This window comes from Streptomyces sp. NPDC002044 (genome assembly GCF_040296725.1).
In the GTDB taxonomy this organism is placed as follows: Bacteria; Actinomycetota; Actinomycetes; order Streptomycetales; family Streptomycetaceae; genus Streptomyces; species Streptomyces antarcticus.
Genome location: NZ_JBEOXU010000028.1, coordinates 40,206 through 58,188, shown reverse-complemented (window position 1 = coordinate 58,188; position 17,983 = coordinate 40,206). Strand labels below are relative to the sequence as shown.

The window sequence follows — 17,983 nt, the reverse complement described above, 5'->3', positions numbered from 1 at the left end:
GACGGCTCCGGCGGCGCGGAGGCCCGTACCGGCGGGACGGGGGCCGCCTCCGGCTCGGGGGCGCGCGCGGCGGCGCGTACGGCGGCGGCGCCTCCGCCGGGGCCGGCGGGGGCCATGGCGTGCGCCTCGGGCCCGGGGACGTACCCCATGGCGGGCTGCGGAACGGCGGCAGCGGCGGCGGCCGCCATCGCCAGACCGGCCCCGCCGCGCTCCAGCCGGTCGAGCCGGGCCTGGAAGGACCGCTCGTCGTCGAAGGCGGCGGGGAGCAGCACGCGGGCGCAGATCAGCTCCAGCTGGAGCCGCGGCGCGTTCGCGCCCCGCATCTCGGTGAGGCCGGTGTTGACCAGGTCGGCGGCGCGCGACAGCTCGGCGGCGCCGAAGACGGACGCCTGGGCCTGCATCCGCTCCACGACGTCGGCGGGGGCGTCGATCAGCCCCTTCTCCCCGGCGTCGGGCACAGCCGCCAGGATGACCAGGTCGCGCAGCCGCTCCAGCAGGTCGGCGACGAAGCGGCGCGGGTCGTTGCCGCCCTCGACGACGCGGTCCACGGCCTCGAAGGCGGCGGCCCCGTCCCCGGCGGCGAAGGCGTCGATGACGGAGTCGAGGAGCGAGGCCTCGGTGTAGCCGAGCAGCGAGGTCGCCATGGCGTACGTCACACCGGTGTCGGTGGCTCCGGCGAGCAGCTGGTCCATGACGGACATCGAGTCGCGCACGGATCCGGCGCCGGCGCGCACGACGAGCGGCAGCACGCCGTCCTCGATCTTGGCGCCCTCGCGCCCGCAGACCTCGCCCAGGTAGTCCCGCAGGGTGCCGGGCGGCACCAGCCGGAACGGGTAGTGGTGCGTCCTGGACCGGATGGTCCCGATCACCTTCTCCGGCTCCGTGGTGGCGAAGATGAACTTCAGGTGCTCCGGCGGCTCCTCGACGACCTTCAGCAGGGCGTTGAAGCCCGCCGAGGTGACCATGTGGGCCTCGTCGATGATGTAGATCTTGTAGCGGCTGGCGGCCGGCCCGAAGAAGGCCTTCTCGCGCAGGTCACGGGCGTCGTCCACGCCACCGTGCGAGGCGGCGTCGATCTCGATGACGTCGATGGAGCCCCGCCCGTTCCTGGCGAGGTCCTGGCAGGACTGGCACTCCCCGCACGGGGTCGGGGTGGGGCCCTGCTCGCAGTTCAGACAGCGGGCGAGAATGCGCGCGCTGGTCGTCTTTCCACAGCCCCGCGGCCCGCTGAACAGGTACGCGTGATTGACCCGGTTGTTCCGCAGGGCCTGCATCAGCGGGGCAGTGACATGCTCCTGCCCGATGACCTCGGCGAACGACTCGGGGCGGTAGCGGCGGTACAGCGCAAGGGACGACACGTCTACGAGGTTATCCGGGCGCGCCGACAACGGCGGCCCGCGGACGCCGCGGACCCGGCTCCGGCCACCCGCCGGCGAACGCCCCGGGCACCCGCCCGGCACGCCACAGGCACCCGCCCGACACACCACAGGCACCCGTCAGCGGCGCCGCGCGCGCCGCGCCCCGGAACGCAAAGCGCCCCCCACGCACCCGCCAGAGCCCACTTACCCTTGCTGCCTTCCGGCCCTGGGGGAATTGGGTGAGATAGCGCCACGTGAGGGGCTGGCCCCACCCTAGCGGATGAATGGCCCCGGAATCGAGCCGGACTCCGGCCCGAGCGTTCGCGTGCGTTCGCGGACGATCACGTTCGCGAGCACCCCTCAACGTCTTGTATTGTTTGCCGCGGAGGATTCGCCTAGTGGCCTAGGGCGCACGCTTGGAAAGCGTGTTGGGGGCAACCCCTCACGAGTTCGAATCTCGTATCCTCCGCCAGTGCCTCACCGGGCACTTGAAGGCCCCGACCGGGAAACCGGCCGGGGCCTTCTGCGTTCCCTGGTCTCAGTTCCAGTCTCATTTATTTGCCGCATAACTGGATGATCCGGCAGAATCCGGTGTCCCCTCGACGCCCACCTCGATCTCCGCGATCGTGATGACGCTCAAGTAGAGGGCCGGAGCCGGCACCGACCGAGCCCACCAGACCACCACCGCCGCGCCCGGCGCCCTGACGGAACGGGCGCGGAGCCGGATCCCCGCCCTGGGGACGACGGTCCCGTACGCCCTGGGGAACGTCCTGCTGACCGTGTGGGGGTCGGTGATCGTCCTGCTGCGGCGGTGAGCCGGGCGGTGGCTCAGAGGACCTGGAGGGAGACCTCGGTCGACTTGACCAGGGCGACGACCGGGATCCCGGCGGCCAGGCCGAGCGTCTCGACGGCGTCCTTGGTGATGGCCGCGGTCAGCCCGCCGCCGTTCACGTCCACCGTGACGGACGCCATGGCGCCGCCCATGGCCACGCCGACGACCGTGCCGGCGATCCGGTTGCGGATGGACAGGCCCTCGACCGGACCGGTGGCCAGGGCGACCTCGGTGGCCTTGACCAGTGCCTTGACGGACGAGCCGGCGACGATGCCGAGGTCCTTGACCGCGTCGGTGGTGATGGCGGCGGTGAGGTCCTGGCCACCCTCGAGGCGGACCTTGACCGTCGACATGGCCTCCCCGGAGGTGACGGAGGAGACGGTGCCGGGCAGCTGGTTGCGGATGCTCAGGGACATGGGTGGTTCGACCTCTTGCCAGTAGGGGTTCCGCTGCGTTTCGCCCGGTTCGGGAGAGCCGCGCGGAACCGACCGTAGGCCCCTTCGCCGTGCCGTGTGGTGAGCCCGTCGCACCCGCGCTCCCGAACCACCCGACCGGCTGGCGCCCGCGGCCGCGGCGGCCCGGAGCGGAACCGTGGGGGCCGCTCCGGGCGGGCGTCGGGCGCCGGGCGCCGTCACGCGCCGTCACGCGTCCGACAGTTCCGGCATCTCCCCGACGGTCGTCGTCACGTCGATGACGGCGAAGGCGGCCCCCTGCGGGTCCGTCACCGCGGCGAAGCGGCCGAACGGGCTGTCCATCGGCCCGAAGTGCAGCGTCCCGCCGTGCTTCCGGGTCTTCGCGACCGCCTCGTCGCAGTCCGGGACCGCGAAGTAGACCTGGACGTAGGAGGGGATCTCGGGCGGGAACTCCTCGCCCATGCTCATCCGGCCCAGTACCGCGTTCTCGTGGGCGGAGCCGCCCAGGGTGAACAGCTTGAAGTCCATGGCGTCCGCCTCCGGGTCCTTCCCCGGCTCGATGCGCCGGACCCCGTACGGGAAGACCTTCGGCAGGAACCCGTCCGCCTTGTCCGGCTCCCGGGTGAAGACCTCCGCCCAGGCGTAGGAGCCCGGCTCACCGGTCTTCTCGAAGCCCTTGTGCTCGCCCGGCTGCCAGACGCCGAACACCGCCCCGCTCGGCTCCTTCGCGATCAGCATCGTGCCGAAGGTGCCGACCTGCATCGGCTCCATCAGCAGCTCGCCTCCGGCCGCCGTCACCTTTTCGGCGGTGGCCGCGGCGTCGCGCGAGGCCAGGTACAGGCACCACTGCGACGGGGCGTCCGCCCCCGGCATCGGCGGGACGACGGCCGCGACGGCCTTTCCGTCGGAGTAGGCCTGCGTGTAGTTGCCGTACTCGCTGCTGGACTCGCCGAAGGTCCAGCCCAGCACGTCGGCGTAGAAGGTCTTGGCGGCCTCCACGTCGGTGAACATCGCGTCCGCCCAGCACGGGGCGCCTTCCGGGAACTCCGCCATGATCGATCGACTCCTGTGTCGTGTGCCCATGCCCGTCGCGCGTTCTCGCACGTTCCGTCGTTCCGTCGTCCGTACGTTTCGCACGTGCCGTTCTCACGCTAGGCGCGCGGTGCGGCGACCGCGCGGGGAGCGCCGCCCGGGGGCAGGCTGGAGCCATGGAGCACAAGGACACCCCCGTCATCCGGCTGGCCCAGCAGCCGGAGGCCGACGCACTGCTCGGGCGGAGCCCGCTCGCCGCCCTCGTCGGAATGCTGCTCGACCAGCAGGTGCCGATGGAGTGGGCGTTCTCCGGGCCCTGGACGATCGCCGGCCGGCTCGGCGCCGAGGACCTGGACGCGCACGCCATCGCCGCCTACGACCCGGATGCGTTCGCCGCCCTCCTCTCGGAGAAGCCGGCCGTGCACCGCTATCCGGGGTCGATGGCCACGCGCGTACAGCAGCTGTGCGCGTACCTGGTGGAGCACTACGACGGGGACGCCGCGGCGGTCTGGGCCGACGCCGGCACGGGCGCCGAGCTGCTGGAACGGCTCAAGGAGCTGCCCGGCTTCGGCGAGCAGAAGGCCCAGATCTTCCTCGCCCTGCTGGGCAAGCGGTTCGCGGTACGGCCGAAGGGCTGGCGGGAGGCCGCGGGCGGGTACGGGCCGGACGGCGTCTACCGCTCGGCGGCCGACATCACCGGCCCGGAGTCCCTGGCCAAGGTGCGCGCCCACAAGCAGGAGATGAAGGCCGCGGCGAAGGCGGAGAAGGCCGCGAAGGCACCAACGGCACCCAAGGCGGGGAAAGACTGATCAGGGGTTTCCGGGAGCGGTGATTGACCGGGCCGGCAGGCCCCTGATTGACCCCTGCGGCCGGTCTATCCGGTCACTAGGTTGGGGGACATGACAGAGACCGCGGTCCGCGCCGCCACCGCCGAAGCCATCCAGGACGCACCCGGCAGCCTCATCACGCTGCTCACGGACACCGCCGAGCTCACCTGCAACACGGCCACCTTCGACGAGGGCGCGGCCGGCGCCCCGGTGCACTTCCACACCAGGGCCACCGAGTTCTTCCACGTCACCGCCGGCCGCCTCGACGTGCTCGTCGGCGACGCGCTCCACACCCTCGGCGCCGGTGACTTCATCGCGGTCCCGCCCGGCGTCAAGCACGCCTTCGCGCCCGCCGCCGGCCACACCGCCTCCGTCTTCGTCGGCTTCACGCCCGGCATGGGCCGCTTCGACTACTACCGGCTCCTCGGCCGGGTCCACGCGGGCGAGGCCACCGTGCAGGACATCAAGGACAGTTCAGCGACGTACGACAACCACTACGCGCAGAGCCCGGTCTGGACCGGCCGCCGCCGCAGCGCCGCCCCGTAGACCTCGTCCGCGTCCAGGCGGCGCAGCTCCTCCGCCATCAGCTCGGCGCCGCTGCGGATCTTCAGGGCCACCTTGCGGTCGGGGCTCCCCGGCAGGGCCAGGGTCGCCAGTACGCCCCCGGGCCGGTCCACGCTGATCTCCCCGGCGGCGGTCTCCAGCACCACCCGGGTGATCACCGGGCCCTCGCTCGCCACCCGGGCGACGGTCACCCCGAGCCGGTCCTCCAGCCACCGCGCCAGCAGCTCGGAGCTGGGGTTGTCGGGCTCGCTCTCCACCCGCGCGCCGGTCACCGGCAGCGGCTTCTGGTCCAGCGCGGCGGCCAGCAGGGCCCGCCACGGCGTCAGCCGGGTCCAGGCCAGGTCGGTGTCCCCGGGCTGGTACCCCGCGGCGCGCACGTCCAGCGCGGCGACCGGGTCGGAGGCGGCCTGGGCGTCGGTGATCCGGCGCTGTGCGAGGGCGCCGAGGGAGTCGCGGGCGGGGTCGGCGGGTGCGTCGGCCGGCCACCACGCGACCACGGGCGCGTCCGGAAGCAGCAGCGGCAGCACCACCGAGCCGGCCTGCCCGGTCAGTTCGCCGTGCAGGCGCAGCATCACGATCTCGCCGGTCCCGGCGTCCGTTCCGACCTTCAGCTCGGCGTCCAGCCGGGTCGCGCGCAGCTTGTGCGGCCCCCGGGAGGTCCGCTTGATCACCGCGATGATGCGGCACGGGTGCTCGTGCGAAGCCTCCGAGGCCGCCCGTACGGCGTCGTAGGCGTTCTCCTCGTCGGTGACGACGAGGAGCGTCAGCACCAGCCCCATGGTGGGGCTGCCTATCGCCCTGCGGGCTTCGAGCAGCGCCCGGTTGACCTTGCTGGACGTGGTGTCGGTGAGTTCGGTCCGCATGGACCGAGTCTGTCAGCGACCGGTCCGGTCCCGGCACCAGGTTCGCTCGAATCCGCCCGGAGCGGGGCCGGGGCCGGAGCCGGCAGCCGGTGTCACCGGCGCTTGCGCGCCGTACCGAAGACCGACCGCGAGATCTCCCGGCCGAGCTGTGTCCCGATCGACCGGGCCAGCGAGCGGAACAGCCCGCTGCCCACCACCTGTTCGGCGAGCGAGGGGTCGGGCTTGGGGGCGCTGCGCGCCGCCTTCTCGGCCTCCTTGGCCTCCGCCTTGGCCTGTTTCTCGGCCTCCGCGGCGGCCACCGCGGCCTCCGCCGCCGCCTCGGCCGCGGCCTGCTCCGCGCTGATCTTCTCGTACGCGGACTCGCGGTCGACCGGCTCCGCGTAGCGCGAGTACAGCAGCGAGCCCTTCACCGCCGCGTCCAGGGCCGCCGCGTCGATCGGTCCCATGAGCGACCGCGGGGCGCGCAGCCGGGTCGCCGCGACGGGGGTGGGGGCGCCGTTCTCGCTCAGCACGGTGACGACCGCCTCGCCGGTGCCGAGCGCGGTGAGCAGCTCCTCCAGGTCGTACGGGGAGTGCGGGAAGGTCTTCACCGTCGCCTTGAGGGCCTTCGCGTCGTCGGGGGTGAAGGCGCGCAGGGCGTGCTGCACGCGGTTGCCGAGCTGGGCGAGCACGTCCGCCGGTACGTCCTTGGGGGTCTGCGTCACGAAGAAGACGCCGACGCCCTTGGAGCGGATGAGGCGCACGGTCTGGGTGATGGAGTCGAGGAAGGCCTTCGAGGCCCCGTTGAACAGCAGGTGGGCCTCGTCGAAGAAGAAGACGAGCTTGGGCTGCTCCAGGTCGCCGACCTCCGGCAGGTCGTTGAACAGGTCGGCCAGCAGCCACATCAGGAAGGTGGAGAAGAGCTGCGGCTTGTCCTGAACGGCCGGGAGCTCCAGTACGGAGACCACCCCGCGCCCGTCCGCGGCCGTGCGGAGGAACTCGCCGGTGTCGAACTCGGGCTCGCCGAAGAACTCCGAGGCGCCCTGCTGCTCGAAGGCGGTCAGCGCCCGCAGGATCACCCCGGCGGTCACCGTGGACAGTCCGCCGATGCCCTTGAGCTCCGGCTTGCCCTGGTCGGAGACGAGGAAGGCGGCGACCGCGCGCAGGTCCTTGAGGTCGACGAGCTCCAGGCCCTTGGCGTCCGCGTAGTGGAAGATCAGGCCGAGGGACTGCTCCTGCGTCTGGTTGAGCTGGAGCACCTTGGACATCAGCACCGGTCCGAAGCTGGTCACGGTGGAGCGGACCGGGATCCCGGGGCCGATGCCGCCGAGCGAGTAGAACTCGCTCGGGAAGCCGGTGGCGTGCCACTCCTGGGCGACGTCCGCGGCGCGTTGCACGACCTTCTCGCTGGAGGTGCCGGGCGCCGAGATGCCGGAGACGTCGCCCTTGACGTCCGCGAGGAAGACCGGGACGCCGTTGGCGGAGAGCTGTTCCGCGATGAGCTGGAGGGTCTTGGTCTTGCCGGTGCCCGTGGCGCCCGCGACCAGTCCGTGCCGGTTGAGCATCGACAGGGGGATGCGGATCTGCCGGTCCGGCAGGCACGCGCCGTCCCAGAGCAGGGCTCCCAGGTCGAGTGCGGGGCCGGTGAAGGCGTACCCGGCGGCGATCTCCGCGGCCGGACCGGCCTCGTCGGCGGGCGTCGCGGCGTCTGGGTCGGTGCTTTCGCTCATGCATCACTCCCGAGTTGGTGCCGTTTGCCACTTTTGCACCAACCTCGCAAGGCTGCGCCCGCAGGCACCGGCCCGGTAGGCTTTCCGTGTGATCTTCAAGCGCATCGGTAACGGAAAGCCGTACCCCGACCACGGCCGGGAAAGCACCCGGCAGTGGGCGGACGTCGCGCCGCGCCCGGTCCGGCTCGACCAGCTGGTGACGACCAAGGGGCAGCTCGACCTGGAGACGTTGCTCGCCGAGGACTCCACCTTCTACGGCGACCTCTTCGCGCACGTCGTCAAGTGGCGGGGCGACCTCTACCTGGAGGACGGACTGCACCGCGCCGTGCGCGCCGCCCTGCAGCAGCGCCAGGTGTTGCACGCCCGCGTCCTCGAAATGGACTGACGACCCCCGCACGACCCGCCACACGGGCCGCCGCACGGGCCCGCCGACGACCCGGCGGCCGGTGCCCGGCACGGGGGCCTGGCGTTTCGTACCGGATTGCGCCTTTCGGGTCGCCCTTGGCGTATCAGCACATCATCGAGTGGGCATCGCCGACGGGCGGCACTACGCTGCGCTCATGAGCATGCTCACTCCCCCCGGCATGGGCGGAAAGTACCGCGTCACGGGAGCGGCTTACCCCCGCATGAGCCGTAAGCGGAGCCTCCGCCGGATCGTCCTCACCGCACTCGGCGCGGTCCTTGCCCTCGCTGTGATCAGCTACGGGGCACTGCAGCTCATCGACGTGTTCCGGGGCGACAGCCCCAAACGGAACACGGCCGCGGGAGCCGGGGACTGTCCGACCGCGAAACCGGCCACCGCCGTGAAGGGCGGCCCCGCAGCCGCCGCTTCGACCGCGGCCAAACCGGCCGTCGTGCTGCCGCAGCCCGGCCAGATCACGGTCAACGTCTACAACGCGACCCCGCGCGCCGGACTGGCCAAGGCCGTCGGCGACGAGCTGAAGAAACGCGGCTTCGTCATCGGCAGCGTCGGCAACGCCCCGGCCACCTTCGACAAGAAGGTCCCCGGCACCGGGATACTGGTGGGCGCCCCGGCCACCGACAAGGCGGCCTTCGCCGTGCTCGGCACCCAGCTGGCCGGCACCACCCAGCAGAACGACACCCGCGAGGGCGCCGACATCGACCTGATCCTCGGCGACGCCTTCAAGGAGCTGAGCACGAAGGAGGACGCGGACAAGGCGCTGGCCCTGCTGGCCAACCCCGCTCCCGCGCCCGCCAAGAACTGCTGACGGCGAGGGGCCCCGGAGCCTGGTGGCTCCGGGGCCCCTCCTGCCGTTCCGGCGTCCGTCCGGCTTCTGTTTCCGGCGTCCGTCCCGGCTTCTGCTTCGGCGTCCGTCCCGGTGTCGTCCGTCCTCTGTCCGGCCTCCGCGCGCGCTTGCGTGCCCGGGCTCCGTACGCCTACTCGGCGGAGCCGTACATCCGGTCGCCCGCGTCGCCCAGCCCCGGCACGATGTAGCCGTGCTCGTTGAGCCGCTCGTCCACCGCGGCGGTGACCACGGTCACCGGCGTGCCCGCCAGCTCGCGCTCCATGATCTCGACACCCTCCGGGGCGGCCAGCAGCACCACGGCGGTGACGTCGTCGGCCCCGCGCTTGATCAGCTCGCGGATCGCCGCGACCAGCGTGCCGCCGGTGGCGAGCATCGGGTCGACAACGTAGACCTGCCGGCCGGAGAGGTCCTCGGGCATGCGCGTCGCGTACGTGGACGCCTCCAGGGTCTCCTCGTTGCGGACCATGCCCAGGAAGCCCACCTCGGCGGTCGGCAGCAGCCGCACCATGCCGTCGAGCATGCCGAGCCCGGCACGCAGGATCGGCACGACCAGCGGGCGCGGGTGCGAGAGCTTCACGCCGGTGGTGGGGCCGACCGGGGTCTCGATGTCGGCCTGCTCGGTGCGCACGTCCCGGGTGGCCTCGTACGCGAGCAGGGTGACCAGCTCGTCGGCGAGGCGGCGGAAGGTGGGGGAGTCGGTGCGCTTGTCGCGCAGCGTGGTGAGTTTGTGCGCCACCAAGGGGTGATCGACGACCTGCAAACGCACAACATCCTCCAAGACTCGACATTCGGGGTTCTCGACCTGCGACCTGCGAAAACGGCCGCAAGAAGCGACCCGCACCCAAAAGGCTACGCGCTGCCGGGGGCGCTACGTGTCTCAAGGCGCGGACGCCGCCGCCACCTCCCGGAGATGCGGCCCGGGCGCACGCCCAGCACGCTGGACGGATGAGCAGCGCACCGGTGATCGCGGCCGTCGACGGATCCGAACACAGCCTGGGGGCCCTGGAGTGGGCCCGCGCCGCGGCCCTGCGGCACCGCACCGGCTTGCTCATCGCCCATGTGCTGCCCGACCACGCCCAGTTGTACGCCGGCCGCCGGGCGGCCCTCCACTACGGCTCGCAGTCGGAGGAGTTCGCCGACCCCGTCCGCGACCGCATCCGGGCCCTGCTCGACAGCGGCCCCGAACTGCCCGCCGAGGTGCGCTACGAGGCGCTGGAGGGCTCCGTGCCCGAGGCACTGCGGGTGATCGGGGCGCGGGGCCTGATGCTGGTGATGGGCTCCCGGGGCCGCGGCGGCTTCGCCACCCTGCTGCTCGGCTCCAACAGCCGCGCGGTGTCCACCACGGCGCCCTGCCCGGTGGTGGTGGTCCCGCACGAGGAGCGCCGCGCCGGCGCCGCTCCGGAGGCGTCCGCCGGGCGGGTGGTCCTCGGACTGCACGCCGCCGAGACGCCCGAGGACGTACTGGCCTTCGCGTTCGCGGAAGCGGCCGCACGGGGGACCACCGTCCAGGTGGTCTCCGCGTACGTGATCCCGCCCTCGCCCGCCTTGGTGGTGGACAGTCCCTTCGCGGTGATCCCGCCGGAGGGGCTCGCCGACGGCGGCGACGCGGTGCCGGCCGAGCGGGAGATGCTGCGCTCCCAGACGGAACGGCTGGTCCCCTTCCGGGCCCGCTACCCGGACGTCCCCGTCGAGCAGGCCGCCGTGCCCGGGGACCCGGCGGGCCGCCTGGTCGACACCTCCCGCTCGGCGGCCCTGGTCGTGGTGGGCCGCCACCACCCCCGCCGCGGCCCGATGTCGCTCCTCATGGGCTCCGTCGCCAACGCGGTGCTCCAGCACGCGCACGGCCCGGTGGCCGTCGTACCGACCCTCACGGACGACCAGGACGTCTCCGGGTCCGGCGACCCGGTCTGACCTGCGCCGGGGTGGCATCAATCGGGCCGACCGGGGGAAGGTGGTTGCGGGGGGTCTGCTTCGCGCCGGCGGAGGAGGACGACCGGATCAGCCGGGGTGGTGGCCGATGCCCGACACGCAGTCGAGCGACGAGACCGACGACTACGGGACGCCGGAGACGGCGGCGCAGCGCCGAGCGCGGCGCGCGCAGTTCCTGCGCGACCTGAACGAGGCGCGCGAGCTGCGCGATCGCGTCCAGCCCCGGCGCGCCCGCGCGGCTCGGATGCGGCAGCAGATGCGCATGCGCACGTTCCGCTGGTAGCCGGGCCCGCTCCGCCGGCGGGCGCGCCCGCAGCGCCGGTGGCCGTGGCCGCAGCGCCGGTGGCCGCGCCCGCACCGCCGGTGGGCCTTCCCCGCCCCACCCGCCTAGCCCACCGACACGGCCGGGCCGCGCCGGGCCGCGGGACCGTCGGCCGGGGTCCCGCCGGAGCCCCCGGACCCGTACGGCACCACCGCCCCGGGGCCCCCGTACGCACCGCACGGCGCACGGCACGGCGCGACGCAAGCGCGGAAGACCTCTCGCAAAGCCGCCGTTTCTGCCACGATGCCGATTGGGCGGGGCACGGGCGGCGAGCAGAACGGCCGTTCCACCCCATCCTCCGGCCGGGGGGACCTCCAACCGGCACGCCTATGACCAGTGGGAGAGTCACGGTGTACTTCGCCGCACTGCTCGCGCGCACCGAAGACGGGTGGGAAGCGAGCGACATGGAACTCGACGATGTCGAGTCCCTCAGTGATCTGATCGATCTCGCCCGTTCCGCCGCTGTCGACGACGACACGGTGGTCGCCCTCATCGAGCAGGAGGACGCCTGGTTCGGCGTCGTCCGCGTGGACGGCGAGGAGGACCCGCGGTACTTCGTATCGAACGCCGCGGCGGCCGCCCGCAGCTCCTACGGCTCGATGCTGACCAAAGAGCTGCTGGGCAGCGACGAGGAGGACGACGAACTCGACGAGCTGGACCTGGACGGCACCGAGGACGGCGAGGAGGAGGCCGTCACCGCGTTCGCGGACGCGGACGACGAAGCCGACGAGCCGGGCGGGACCGGCGCGGAGCCGGTGACGGCCGGTCCGCTCGGCGACCCCGCCCTGCTGGACGACCTCGGCGTGACCAACAAGCAGCTGATGAACCTGGACGGGGACGCCCTCTCGGAGATCGCCGACTCGCTCGGCGCCACCGAGGTCCTGGAGGCCGTCCGCTAGTGACCGGCACGCACGACGGACACCCCGGGCCCGGCCCGTACGGCGGGCACGACGCGTACGGCCCCGGGACCGGCCCCGATCCCGTACGGGACCCCTGGCGGGACTCCATGCGCCTCGCGCTCCTGGAGGCCGCCAGGGCGGTGCCGGCCGGCGACGTGCCGGTCGGCGCCGTCGTGCTCGGCCCGGACGGCGGGCTCCTCGCCACCGGGCACAACGAGCGCGAGGCGACCGGCGACCCCACCGCACACGCCGAGGTGGTGGCGTTGCGCCGGGCGGCCGCGAAGCTCGGGGAATGGCGGCTCCCGGGGTGCACCCTGGTGGTGACCCTGGAGCCGTGCGTGATGTGCGCCGGCGCCCTCGTACAGTCGCGCGTGGCCCGGATCGTCTTCGGCGCCGCGGACGAGAAGGCGGGCGCGGCCGGGTCGCTCTGGGATCTCGTGCGGGACCGCAGGCTCAACCACCGGCCCGAAGTCGTCGGCGGCGTTCTGGCCGCGGAGTGCGCCCGGCAGCTCACGGACTTCTTCCGGAACCTGTGACGGATACGGATTTCAGAGCACGGCTCACCTTGGGCTAAGCTCTCTCTCGGTAGCGTGTCCGAGCGGCCGAAGGAGCACGCCTCGAAAGCGTGTGATGGTGCAAGCTATCCGTGGGTTCAAATCCCACCGCTACCGCTCTGATCGAGAGCCCCGCCCCGCAAGGGTCGGGGCTCTCGGCGTTCCACGGCGTCCGGGACGCGTCCGCGGGCCGTCCGCGGGCCGTCCGTGCCGGTGCTGCGCCCGGTCCGCTTCCCGGCCGCGACCGACCCGGGACGGCCGTGCTTCTCCGGCGCCGTCCGTGCCCGTCCGCGCTCATCCGTGCTCGGTCGTGCCCTTCCGCGCCCGTCCGTGGCGTCCGGAGGGCATCCGCGTGACCGCCCGCCGCCTCGGCCGTTGTCACGGCATGACCAAGACCCAGCGCATCCTCGCCGCCTTCGCCCTCGCGGGGGCCGCCGCGGGCCTCGCCGCACCCGCCGCCTCGGCCGCCCCGATCGCCCCCCTGACCCTGCCGGACCTCCCGACGGCGGCCCCGGGCATGCCGGCGGGGGCCACGCCCGGCTCCGTCCAGGAGATCGGCGCCAAGCTCAACGAGCTGAACGAGCTCAACCAGCTGATGGAGGTGCCGAACCACCTGGCGCCCGTGATCGCCCCCGTCCAGCCCGTCACGGACCTCCTCGGCGCCGTCCAGTAGGCACGCACCCGGGACCCCACCGGCCCGCCCGGCCCCGCGGAAACGCGAAGAAGGCCCCGGCCTGAACCGGGACCTTCGACGCTCGGGACGGGGGAAGTGGCATCGGGGGGACAAGCCACTCCCCCCGATGAGGACGGAACCTGCCAGTCCGGGCCGCAGTCAGGGGGGAAGCTTGCGGCTCGGACCCCGCAGTGAGGTCCTGTCCCTCACCCACCGATTTCCTGCCAGAACCGGTGGGCTCACATCAATCCTGCGCCCACCGTGACCGCCACCCCGACGGCAAAGGGCCCGGACCGCCGGGTCATTGGTCCTTAAAGGGCTGGTGAGTGTCGAAACCCGACCGGTTAGACTCACCCGACTTTGCAGGACCGGTTGGGGAGGCCGTCACCGCACATGGACACCAAGAAGCTCATCACGGGCGTCCTCGCCGTGTTCGTCCTCTTCGTGATCATCACTCAGCCCAAACGGGCCGCCGAGATGGTCGGAATAGGATTCCAGGGCATATCGGATGCCGCGTCCGGTATCGGCGAGTTCATGACCGAACTGGTGCGCTGAACCCGTACGCTGAAGCGGTTTCCGGACTTCCCGGCCCCCCACTCCGACGGGTGGGGGGTTTTTGCATACCCAACATTTGGCATATTGCACCTATTTGACCAACTTGCCCTCAACACGGCGTTATGCGGTGCTTGCACACAGTGCACATCTCTTGTGATGCTATGACCGCTTTTAACGGATGAGTTGACTGAAGGGGTGGCGTGACCGTGCCGGCCAGTACTGCGCCTCAGGTGCCACCCCAGCAGGACCCCCAACAGGACCTCTCGCAGGTGTCCGCGCAGACGCCCGCACAGGCGTCGCCCCAGCCGTGGCGGCAGACGCCGCCGCAGACGCCGCCGCAGACGTCGCCCCACGAGCCGCACCAACCGCACGAGTCGCACCAGGAATCCCAGGTGCCCCTCCAGCAAGAGCCCCGCCAGGAGCCGTCGCAGGCGCCGCAGGGCCCACAAGGCCCACAAGAGCCGCAGACGCCACAGGAGCACCAGGGACCGCAGGAGGAAGCTCCGGCCGCTCCGCCCGCCCCCGCCCCCATCCCCGCGAGGCCGCCGAGCCGGGGCGCCGACACCCGGGCGCTCACCCAGGTGCTCTTCGGGCAGCTGAAGGACCTGGAGCGGGGCACCGGGGAGCACACCCGGGTGCGCGGGGCCCTCATCGAGGCCAACCTCCCGCTCGTCCGCTACGCGGCCGCCCGCTTCCGCAGTCGCAACGAGCCGATGGAGGACGTGGTCCAGGTCGGCACCATCGGGCTGATCAACGCCATCGACCGCTTCGACCCGGAGCGCGGCGTGCAGTTCCCGACCTTCGCGATGCCGACGGTCGTGGGCGAGATCAAGCGGTACTTCCGCGACAACGTCCGCACCGTCCACGTGCCGCGCCGCCTCCACGAGCTGTGGGTGCAGGTGAACGCCGCCACCGAGGACCTCACCACCCTCCACGGGCGCACCCCGACCACCCCCGAGATCGCCGAACGGCTGCGCATCGGCGAGGACGAGGTGCTGTCCTGCATCGAGGCCGGCCGCAGCTACCACGCGACCTCGCTGGAGGCCGCCCAGGAGGGCGACGGCATGCCCGGGCTGCTGGACCGCCTCGGCTACGAGGACCCCGAGCTGGCCGGGGTCGAGCACCGTGACCTCGTCCGCCACCTCCTCGTACAGCTGCCCGAACGCGAGCAGCGCATCCTGCTCCTGCGGTACTACAACAACCTGACGCAGTCGCAGATCAGCGCCGAGCTCGGCGTCTCCCAGATGCACGTCTCCCGGCTGCTCGCACGGAGCTTCGCCCGCCTGAGATCCGCAAACAGGATCGAGGCGTAACCAGAACGAGTGGAGACCATTCCCTCGATTCCCGGCAGAACGGTCTTATCCCCTTCTGACCTGGTCTGTCGCTGGAGATATATGTCGACTTGGCGCTACAGCGTGTTGCCGACATGTGACATTCTGCTGGAACCGCGTTTGCCGCAGCCCCGCCTCCGGTATTCAGGTGGAGGCTGCGTTCCTCTGACGGGCGCGCCGCACGCGACCGTCCGCGACCTCAAGGGGGTGGCATGTCCGTAGACCAGGGCAGCTCCAAGGTGCTCACGCTCGTCAAGAGCCCCACACCGGCAGTGTCCGACCGCTCGGAAGCCATCGACACCCGCACCCTGTCCCGCTCCCTCTTCCAGCGACTCGCCTCCCTGGACGCGGACAGCCCCGACCGGGTGTACGTACGCGACACCCTGATCGAGCTGAACCTGCCCCTGGTGCGCTACGCCGCCGCCCGCTTCCGCAGCCGCAACGAGCCGATGGAGGACATCGTCCAAGTCGGCACGATCGGCCTGATCAAGGCGATCGACCGGTTCGACTGCGAACGCGGCGTCGAGTTCCCGACGTTCGCGATGCCGACCGTCGTGGGCGAGATCAAACGATTCTTTAGGGACACCTCCTGGTCCGTCCGCGTACCGCGGCGGCTCCAGGAGCTGCGCCTGGCGCTGACGAAGGCCAGCGACGAGCTCGCCCAGAAGCTGGACCGCTCGCCGACCGTGCCGGAGCTCGCCGCCGTGCTCGGGGTCTCGGAGGAGGACGTCGTCGACGGCCTCGCCGTGGGCAACGCCTACACCGCTTCCTCGCTCGACTCGCCCTCCCCCGAGGACGAGGGCGGCGAGGGCTCGCTCGCGGACCGCCTCGGCTACGAGGACACCGCGCTCGAGGGCGTCGAGTACCGCGAGTCGCTGAAGCCGCTGCTCGCCAAACTCCCGCCCAGGGAACGGCAGATCATCATGCTGCGGTTCTTCGCGAACATGACGCAGTCGCAGATCGGCGAGGAGGTCGGCATCTCCCAGATGCACGTCTCCCGGCTGCTCACCCGCACCCTCGCGCAACTGCGCGTCGGCCTGATCGGCGAGTAACCCGTACCGCACGGTTCCCAATTGACGAGGCGTCAGCAAAACTGGCGCGATGCGAAAGGGATCCCGCGCGGCCGCTCTGCTCGCCCTGTGCTGCACGGCCGCCGTCGGCCTCACCGGCTGCGGCGGCCCGCCGCCGGACGGCTACCTCGCCGTGGGAGCCGCGGCCCCGGGCCCCGAACGGGGCGCGGGGCAGAACGTCGCGCCGCAGGGCGCGGTGGAGTTCCAGCAGCTCGGCGGCCCGGCCGCGGCGGGCGGCTCCGCCGGGTCGTCCAGTACGGCCACCGGCACCGCGGAGGGCCAGGCACAGGGCGGCTCCGCCCGGGGCGCAGCCGCGTCCGGCGCACCCGGCGGCCCGGCATCCGGTCCGGGAGCACCGCCGGGACCCGGGCACACCGCCACCGCCCCCGGCACCTCCGCCCCACGGAACACCCCGGGCGGCTCCACCGCGCCCGGCTCCGTCCCACCCGGGGGCTCCGGCGGCCCCGGGACACCGCCGTCCACCGGGCCGGCCACCCCCAGCACCCCGCCGGGCGGCACCAAGCCCGGCACGCCGCCGCCTGTGCCGCCGCCCCCGGCCACTGCGGCGCGGCTGTCGCTGTCCGCCCCGGTCAGGGCGGCCGCGGCCGACCGCTGGTGCGAGCGGGTCACCGTCACGTTCACCAACGCCGGCACGACCGCGGCCCGTTCCGGCACGGTCAGCTTCGCGACGCACATCATCGGCGCCCTCGGCGTCGACTGGGCCACGATCACGACCGCCCAGCCGCTGCCGGCGCCGATCGCGGGCGGCGCCGCGCGGACGCAGACCTACACCGTGTGCGTGGAGTCCTGGCGGGTCCCGCTGGGCATGCGCGTGGAGACCCGGAAGGTCACGGCGGCCTGGAACTGAACCGCGCCGCCGCACCCGCGGGGGCGCGGCGGCGGGCTCGGGGAAGCCCTACCGGCTCCCGGACGGGAAGCCGCCCCGGCTCCCGTCAGGCCGGCCCTGCCGGCTCCCGTCAGTGCAGGACGACCCACACGGCGGCGCCGATGGCGAGCGCCAGCCCGAGGGCCACGCCCAGCCACTGGCCCTTCTTCCAGCCGGCCCGCTGCTGCTCGGCGCGGCGCTGCTGCCGGGCGCCGGGGCCCGCCTGCCGGGCCGGAGCGGCCTCGTCGACGAACGCGCGGAACATCTGAGTGCTGCCCGCGGGGTCGTAGTTGCCCTCGGGGCCCTGTGAGTTGTGGTTCGCAGCCATGGATCAGGACCCTAGCCGGTTTTCCGATTCCTTTACCGGCCGGACCCCCGATTCATTTGCCTGTAGCAACCATCCGCTTCTATGGTTGCTCTAAGCAACAAGATGAGGGGCTGCCCGGTGACCACTCCTACCGTTCCGAGCACATCCACCCGGTACCAGGAGCTGGCCCGCCAGCTGACGGGAATCGGCGCGGTCAAGCGCGATCTCGCCCGCACCCTGCCCCCGGACTGTCCGGCCGGCGCCGCCGCCGTCCTCACCGTGCTCGACCGGCACGGCGAGATGCGGCTGAGCCGGCTGGCCGCGTTCATGGCGATCGACGTCTCGGTGACGAGCCGGCACGTGGCCCACGTGGCCGACCGCGGCTGGATCGCGCGCGAGCCCGACCCGGGAGACGGCCGCTGCCGGATCCTGCGGCTGACCCCGGCCGGACGGGCGCTGCTCACCGAGCTCGGCACCCGCTACACGGCCGCGCTGGAAAGAGCCCTGGCCGACTGGTCCGCCCGGGACATCGACGAACTCAACACCCTGCTGGCCCGACTCCGATCGAGCTTCTAGTACGTAAGGAAACAC

21 protein-coding genes, 2 tRNA genes and 1 other RNA gene are annotated in these 17,983 nt (G+C 72.5%); 16 read left to right on the top strand and 8 right to left on the bottom strand.

Features of this window, described 5'->3' with window-relative positions; genetic code table 11:
* Both ABT106_RS10545 and ffs read right to left on the bottom strand, forming a co-directional pair.
* A partial coding sequence (locus ABT106_RS10545; protein WP_351275077.1) for a DNA polymerase III subunit gamma and tau occupies positions 1–1,358 on the bottom strand: 1,358 nt, incomplete at its 3' end.
* A 168-nt stretch (positions 1,359–1,526) separates the two neighbouring features.
* An RNA gene (gene ffs, locus ABT106_RS10540) (signal recognition particle sRNA small type) lies at positions 1,527–1,625 on the bottom strand.
* A 117-nt stretch (positions 1,626–1,742) separates the two neighbouring features.
* On the opposite strand from ffs, the gene ABT106_RS10535 reads away from it, so the two are divergent.
* Positions 1,743–1,830, top strand: a tRNA-Ser gene (locus ABT106_RS10535).
* Positions 1,831–2,186: 356 nt separating this feature from the next.
* Here ABT106_RS10535 and ABT106_RS10530 read toward each other — a convergent pair.
* Positions 2,187–2,606: a TOBE domain-containing protein gene (locus ABT106_RS10530; RefSeq protein WP_351275075.1), complete on the bottom strand. Its 420-nt coding sequence runs from the start codon at positions 2,604–2,606 to the stop codon at positions 2,187–2,189.
* Between the two features lie 225 nt (positions 2,607–2,831).
* The gene (locus tag ABT106_RS10525; protein WP_351275073.1) at positions 2,832–3,656 is read right to left on the bottom strand and encodes a VOC family protein; all 825 of its coding nucleotides are present in this window, start codon (positions 3,654–3,656) and stop codon (positions 2,832–2,834) included.
* A 155-nt stretch (positions 3,657–3,811) separates the two neighbouring features.
* Between ABT106_RS10525 and ABT106_RS10520 the strand changes: the two genes are divergently transcribed.
* Positions 3,812–4,444 (top strand): HhH-GPD-type base excision DNA repair protein, encoded by a 633-nt coding sequence (locus ABT106_RS10520; RefSeq protein WP_351275071.1) that lies wholly within the window; start codon positions 3,812–3,814, stop codon positions 4,442–4,444.
* Between the two features lie 90 nt (positions 4,445–4,534).
* Positions 4,535–5,008, top strand: coding sequence for a cupin domain-containing protein (locus tag ABT106_RS10515; RefSeq protein WP_351275069.1), 474 nt, complete (start codon positions 4,535–4,537; stop codon positions 5,006–5,008).
* Here ABT106_RS10515 and opcA read toward each other — a convergent pair.
* Positions 4,957–5,889 carry a glucose-6-phosphate dehydrogenase assembly protein OpcA gene (opcA, locus tag ABT106_RS10510; RefSeq protein WP_351275067.1) on the bottom strand — a complete coding sequence of 311 codons (933 nt, stop codon included), beginning with the start codon at positions 5,887–5,889 and terminating at the stop codon, positions 4,957–4,959. The two genes, ABT106_RS10515 and opcA, sit on opposite strands and share 52 nt — an antisense overlap.
* A 92-nt stretch (positions 5,890–5,981) precedes the next feature.
* Positions 5,982–7,598 carry a helicase HerA-like domain-containing protein gene (locus tag ABT106_RS10505; RefSeq protein ID WP_351275065.1) on the bottom strand — a complete coding sequence of 539 codons (1,617 nt, stop codon included), beginning with the start codon at positions 7,596–7,598 and terminating at the stop codon, positions 5,982–5,984.
* 88 nt (positions 7,599–7,686) lie between these two features.
* Here ABT106_RS10505 and ABT106_RS10500 point away from each other — a divergent pair, with 88 nt between their 5' ends.
* Together ABT106_RS10500 and ABT106_RS10495 are read left to right on the top strand one after the other, a co-directional pair.
* On the top strand, positions 7,687–7,983 hold the full coding sequence (locus ABT106_RS10500) for a type II toxin-antitoxin system VapB family antitoxin (RefSeq protein WP_017240525.1): 297 nt from the start codon (positions 7,687–7,689) through the stop codon (positions 7,981–7,983).
* A 199-nt stretch (positions 7,984–8,182) separates the two neighbouring features.
* The gene (locus tag ABT106_RS10495; protein WP_351275087.1) at positions 8,183–8,827 is read left to right on the top strand and encodes a LytR C-terminal domain-containing protein; all 645 of its coding nucleotides are present in this window, start codon (positions 8,183–8,185) and stop codon (positions 8,825–8,827) included.
* Positions 8,828–8,996: 169 nt separating this feature from the next.
* Here ABT106_RS10495 and upp read toward each other — a convergent pair whose 3' ends face one another.
* The gene (gene upp, locus ABT106_RS10490; protein ID WP_031141526.1) at positions 8,997–9,632 is read right to left on the bottom strand and encodes a uracil phosphoribosyltransferase; all 636 of its coding nucleotides are present in this window, start codon (positions 9,630–9,632) and stop codon (positions 8,997–8,999) included.
* 179 nt (positions 9,633–9,811) lie between these two features.
* Between upp and ABT106_RS10485 the strand changes: the two genes are divergently transcribed.
* The 10 genes from ABT106_RS10485 to ABT106_RS10440 all read left to right on the top strand — a co-directional run bounded on the left by ABT106_RS10485 (position 9,812) and on the right by ABT106_RS10440 (position 17,067).
* The gene (locus ABT106_RS10485) at positions 9,812–10,777 is read left to right on the top strand and encodes a universal stress protein (protein WP_351275062.1); all 966 of its coding nucleotides are present in this window, start codon (positions 9,812–9,814) and stop codon (positions 10,775–10,777) included.
* 106 nt (positions 10,778–10,883) lie between these two features.
* Entirely contained in the window at positions 10,884–11,078 is a 195-nt protein-coding gene (locus ABT106_RS10480; RefSeq protein WP_267721603.1) for a hypothetical protein, read from the top strand.
* 389 nt (positions 11,079–11,467) lie between these two features.
* Positions 11,468–12,016, top strand: coding sequence for a tRNA adenosine deaminase-associated protein (locus tag ABT106_RS10475; protein WP_351275060.1), 549 nt, complete (start codon positions 11,468–11,470; stop codon positions 12,014–12,016).
* A 107-nt stretch (positions 12,017–12,123) separates the two neighbouring features.
* Positions 12,124–12,552 carry a tRNA adenosine(34) deaminase TadA gene (tadA, locus tag ABT106_RS10470; RefSeq protein WP_351275085.1) on the top strand — a complete coding sequence of 143 codons (429 nt, stop codon included), beginning with the start codon at positions 12,124–12,126 and terminating at the stop codon, positions 12,550–12,552.
* A 48-nt stretch (positions 12,553–12,600) separates the two neighbouring features.
* Positions 12,601–12,687: transfer RNA gene (locus ABT106_RS10465), tRNA-Ser, on the top strand.
* A gap of 268 nt (positions 12,688–12,955) precedes the next feature.
* The gene (locus ABT106_RS10460; RefSeq protein WP_351275058.1) at positions 12,956–13,243 is read left to right on the top strand and encodes a hypothetical protein; all 288 of its coding nucleotides are present in this window, start codon (positions 12,956–12,958) and stop codon (positions 13,241–13,243) included.
* A 393-nt stretch (positions 13,244–13,636) separates the two neighbouring features.
* Positions 13,637–13,798, top strand: a complete 162-nt coding sequence (locus ABT106_RS10455; RefSeq protein ID WP_351275056.1) for a hypothetical protein — start codon at positions 13,637–13,639, stop codon at positions 13,796–13,798.
* A 392-nt stretch (positions 13,799–14,190) separates the two neighbouring features.
* A complete protein-coding gene (locus tag ABT106_RS10450; protein WP_351275054.1) occupies positions 14,191–15,111 on the top strand; it encodes an RNA polymerase sigma factor SigF in 921 nt (306 codons plus the stop codon).
* Between the two features lie 230 nt (positions 15,112–15,341).
* Entirely contained in the window at positions 15,342–16,181 is an 840-nt protein-coding gene (locus tag ABT106_RS10445) for an RNA polymerase sigma factor SigF (protein WP_351275052.1), read from the top strand.
* A gap of 49 nt (positions 16,182–16,230) precedes the next feature.
* Positions 16,231–17,067: a hypothetical protein gene (locus tag ABT106_RS10440; protein ID WP_351275050.1), complete on the top strand. Its 837-nt coding sequence runs from the start codon at positions 16,231–16,233 to the stop codon at positions 17,065–17,067.
* Between the two features lie 109 nt (positions 17,068–17,176).
* Here ABT106_RS10440 and ABT106_RS10435 read toward each other — a convergent pair whose 3' ends face one another.
* Complete coding sequence (locus ABT106_RS10435) at positions 17,177–17,413, bottom strand: hypothetical protein (protein WP_267721598.1); 237 nt, start codon at positions 17,411–17,413, stop codon at positions 17,177–17,179.
* A gap of 102 nt (positions 17,414–17,515) precedes the next feature.
* Between ABT106_RS10435 and ABT106_RS10430 the strand changes: the two genes are divergently transcribed.
* Positions 17,516–17,968: a MarR family winged helix-turn-helix transcriptional regulator gene (locus ABT106_RS10430; RefSeq protein WP_351275083.1), complete on the top strand. Its 453-nt coding sequence runs from the start codon at positions 17,516–17,518 to the stop codon at positions 17,966–17,968.
* The last annotated feature ends 15 nt before the right edge of the window (positions 17,969–17,983 follow it).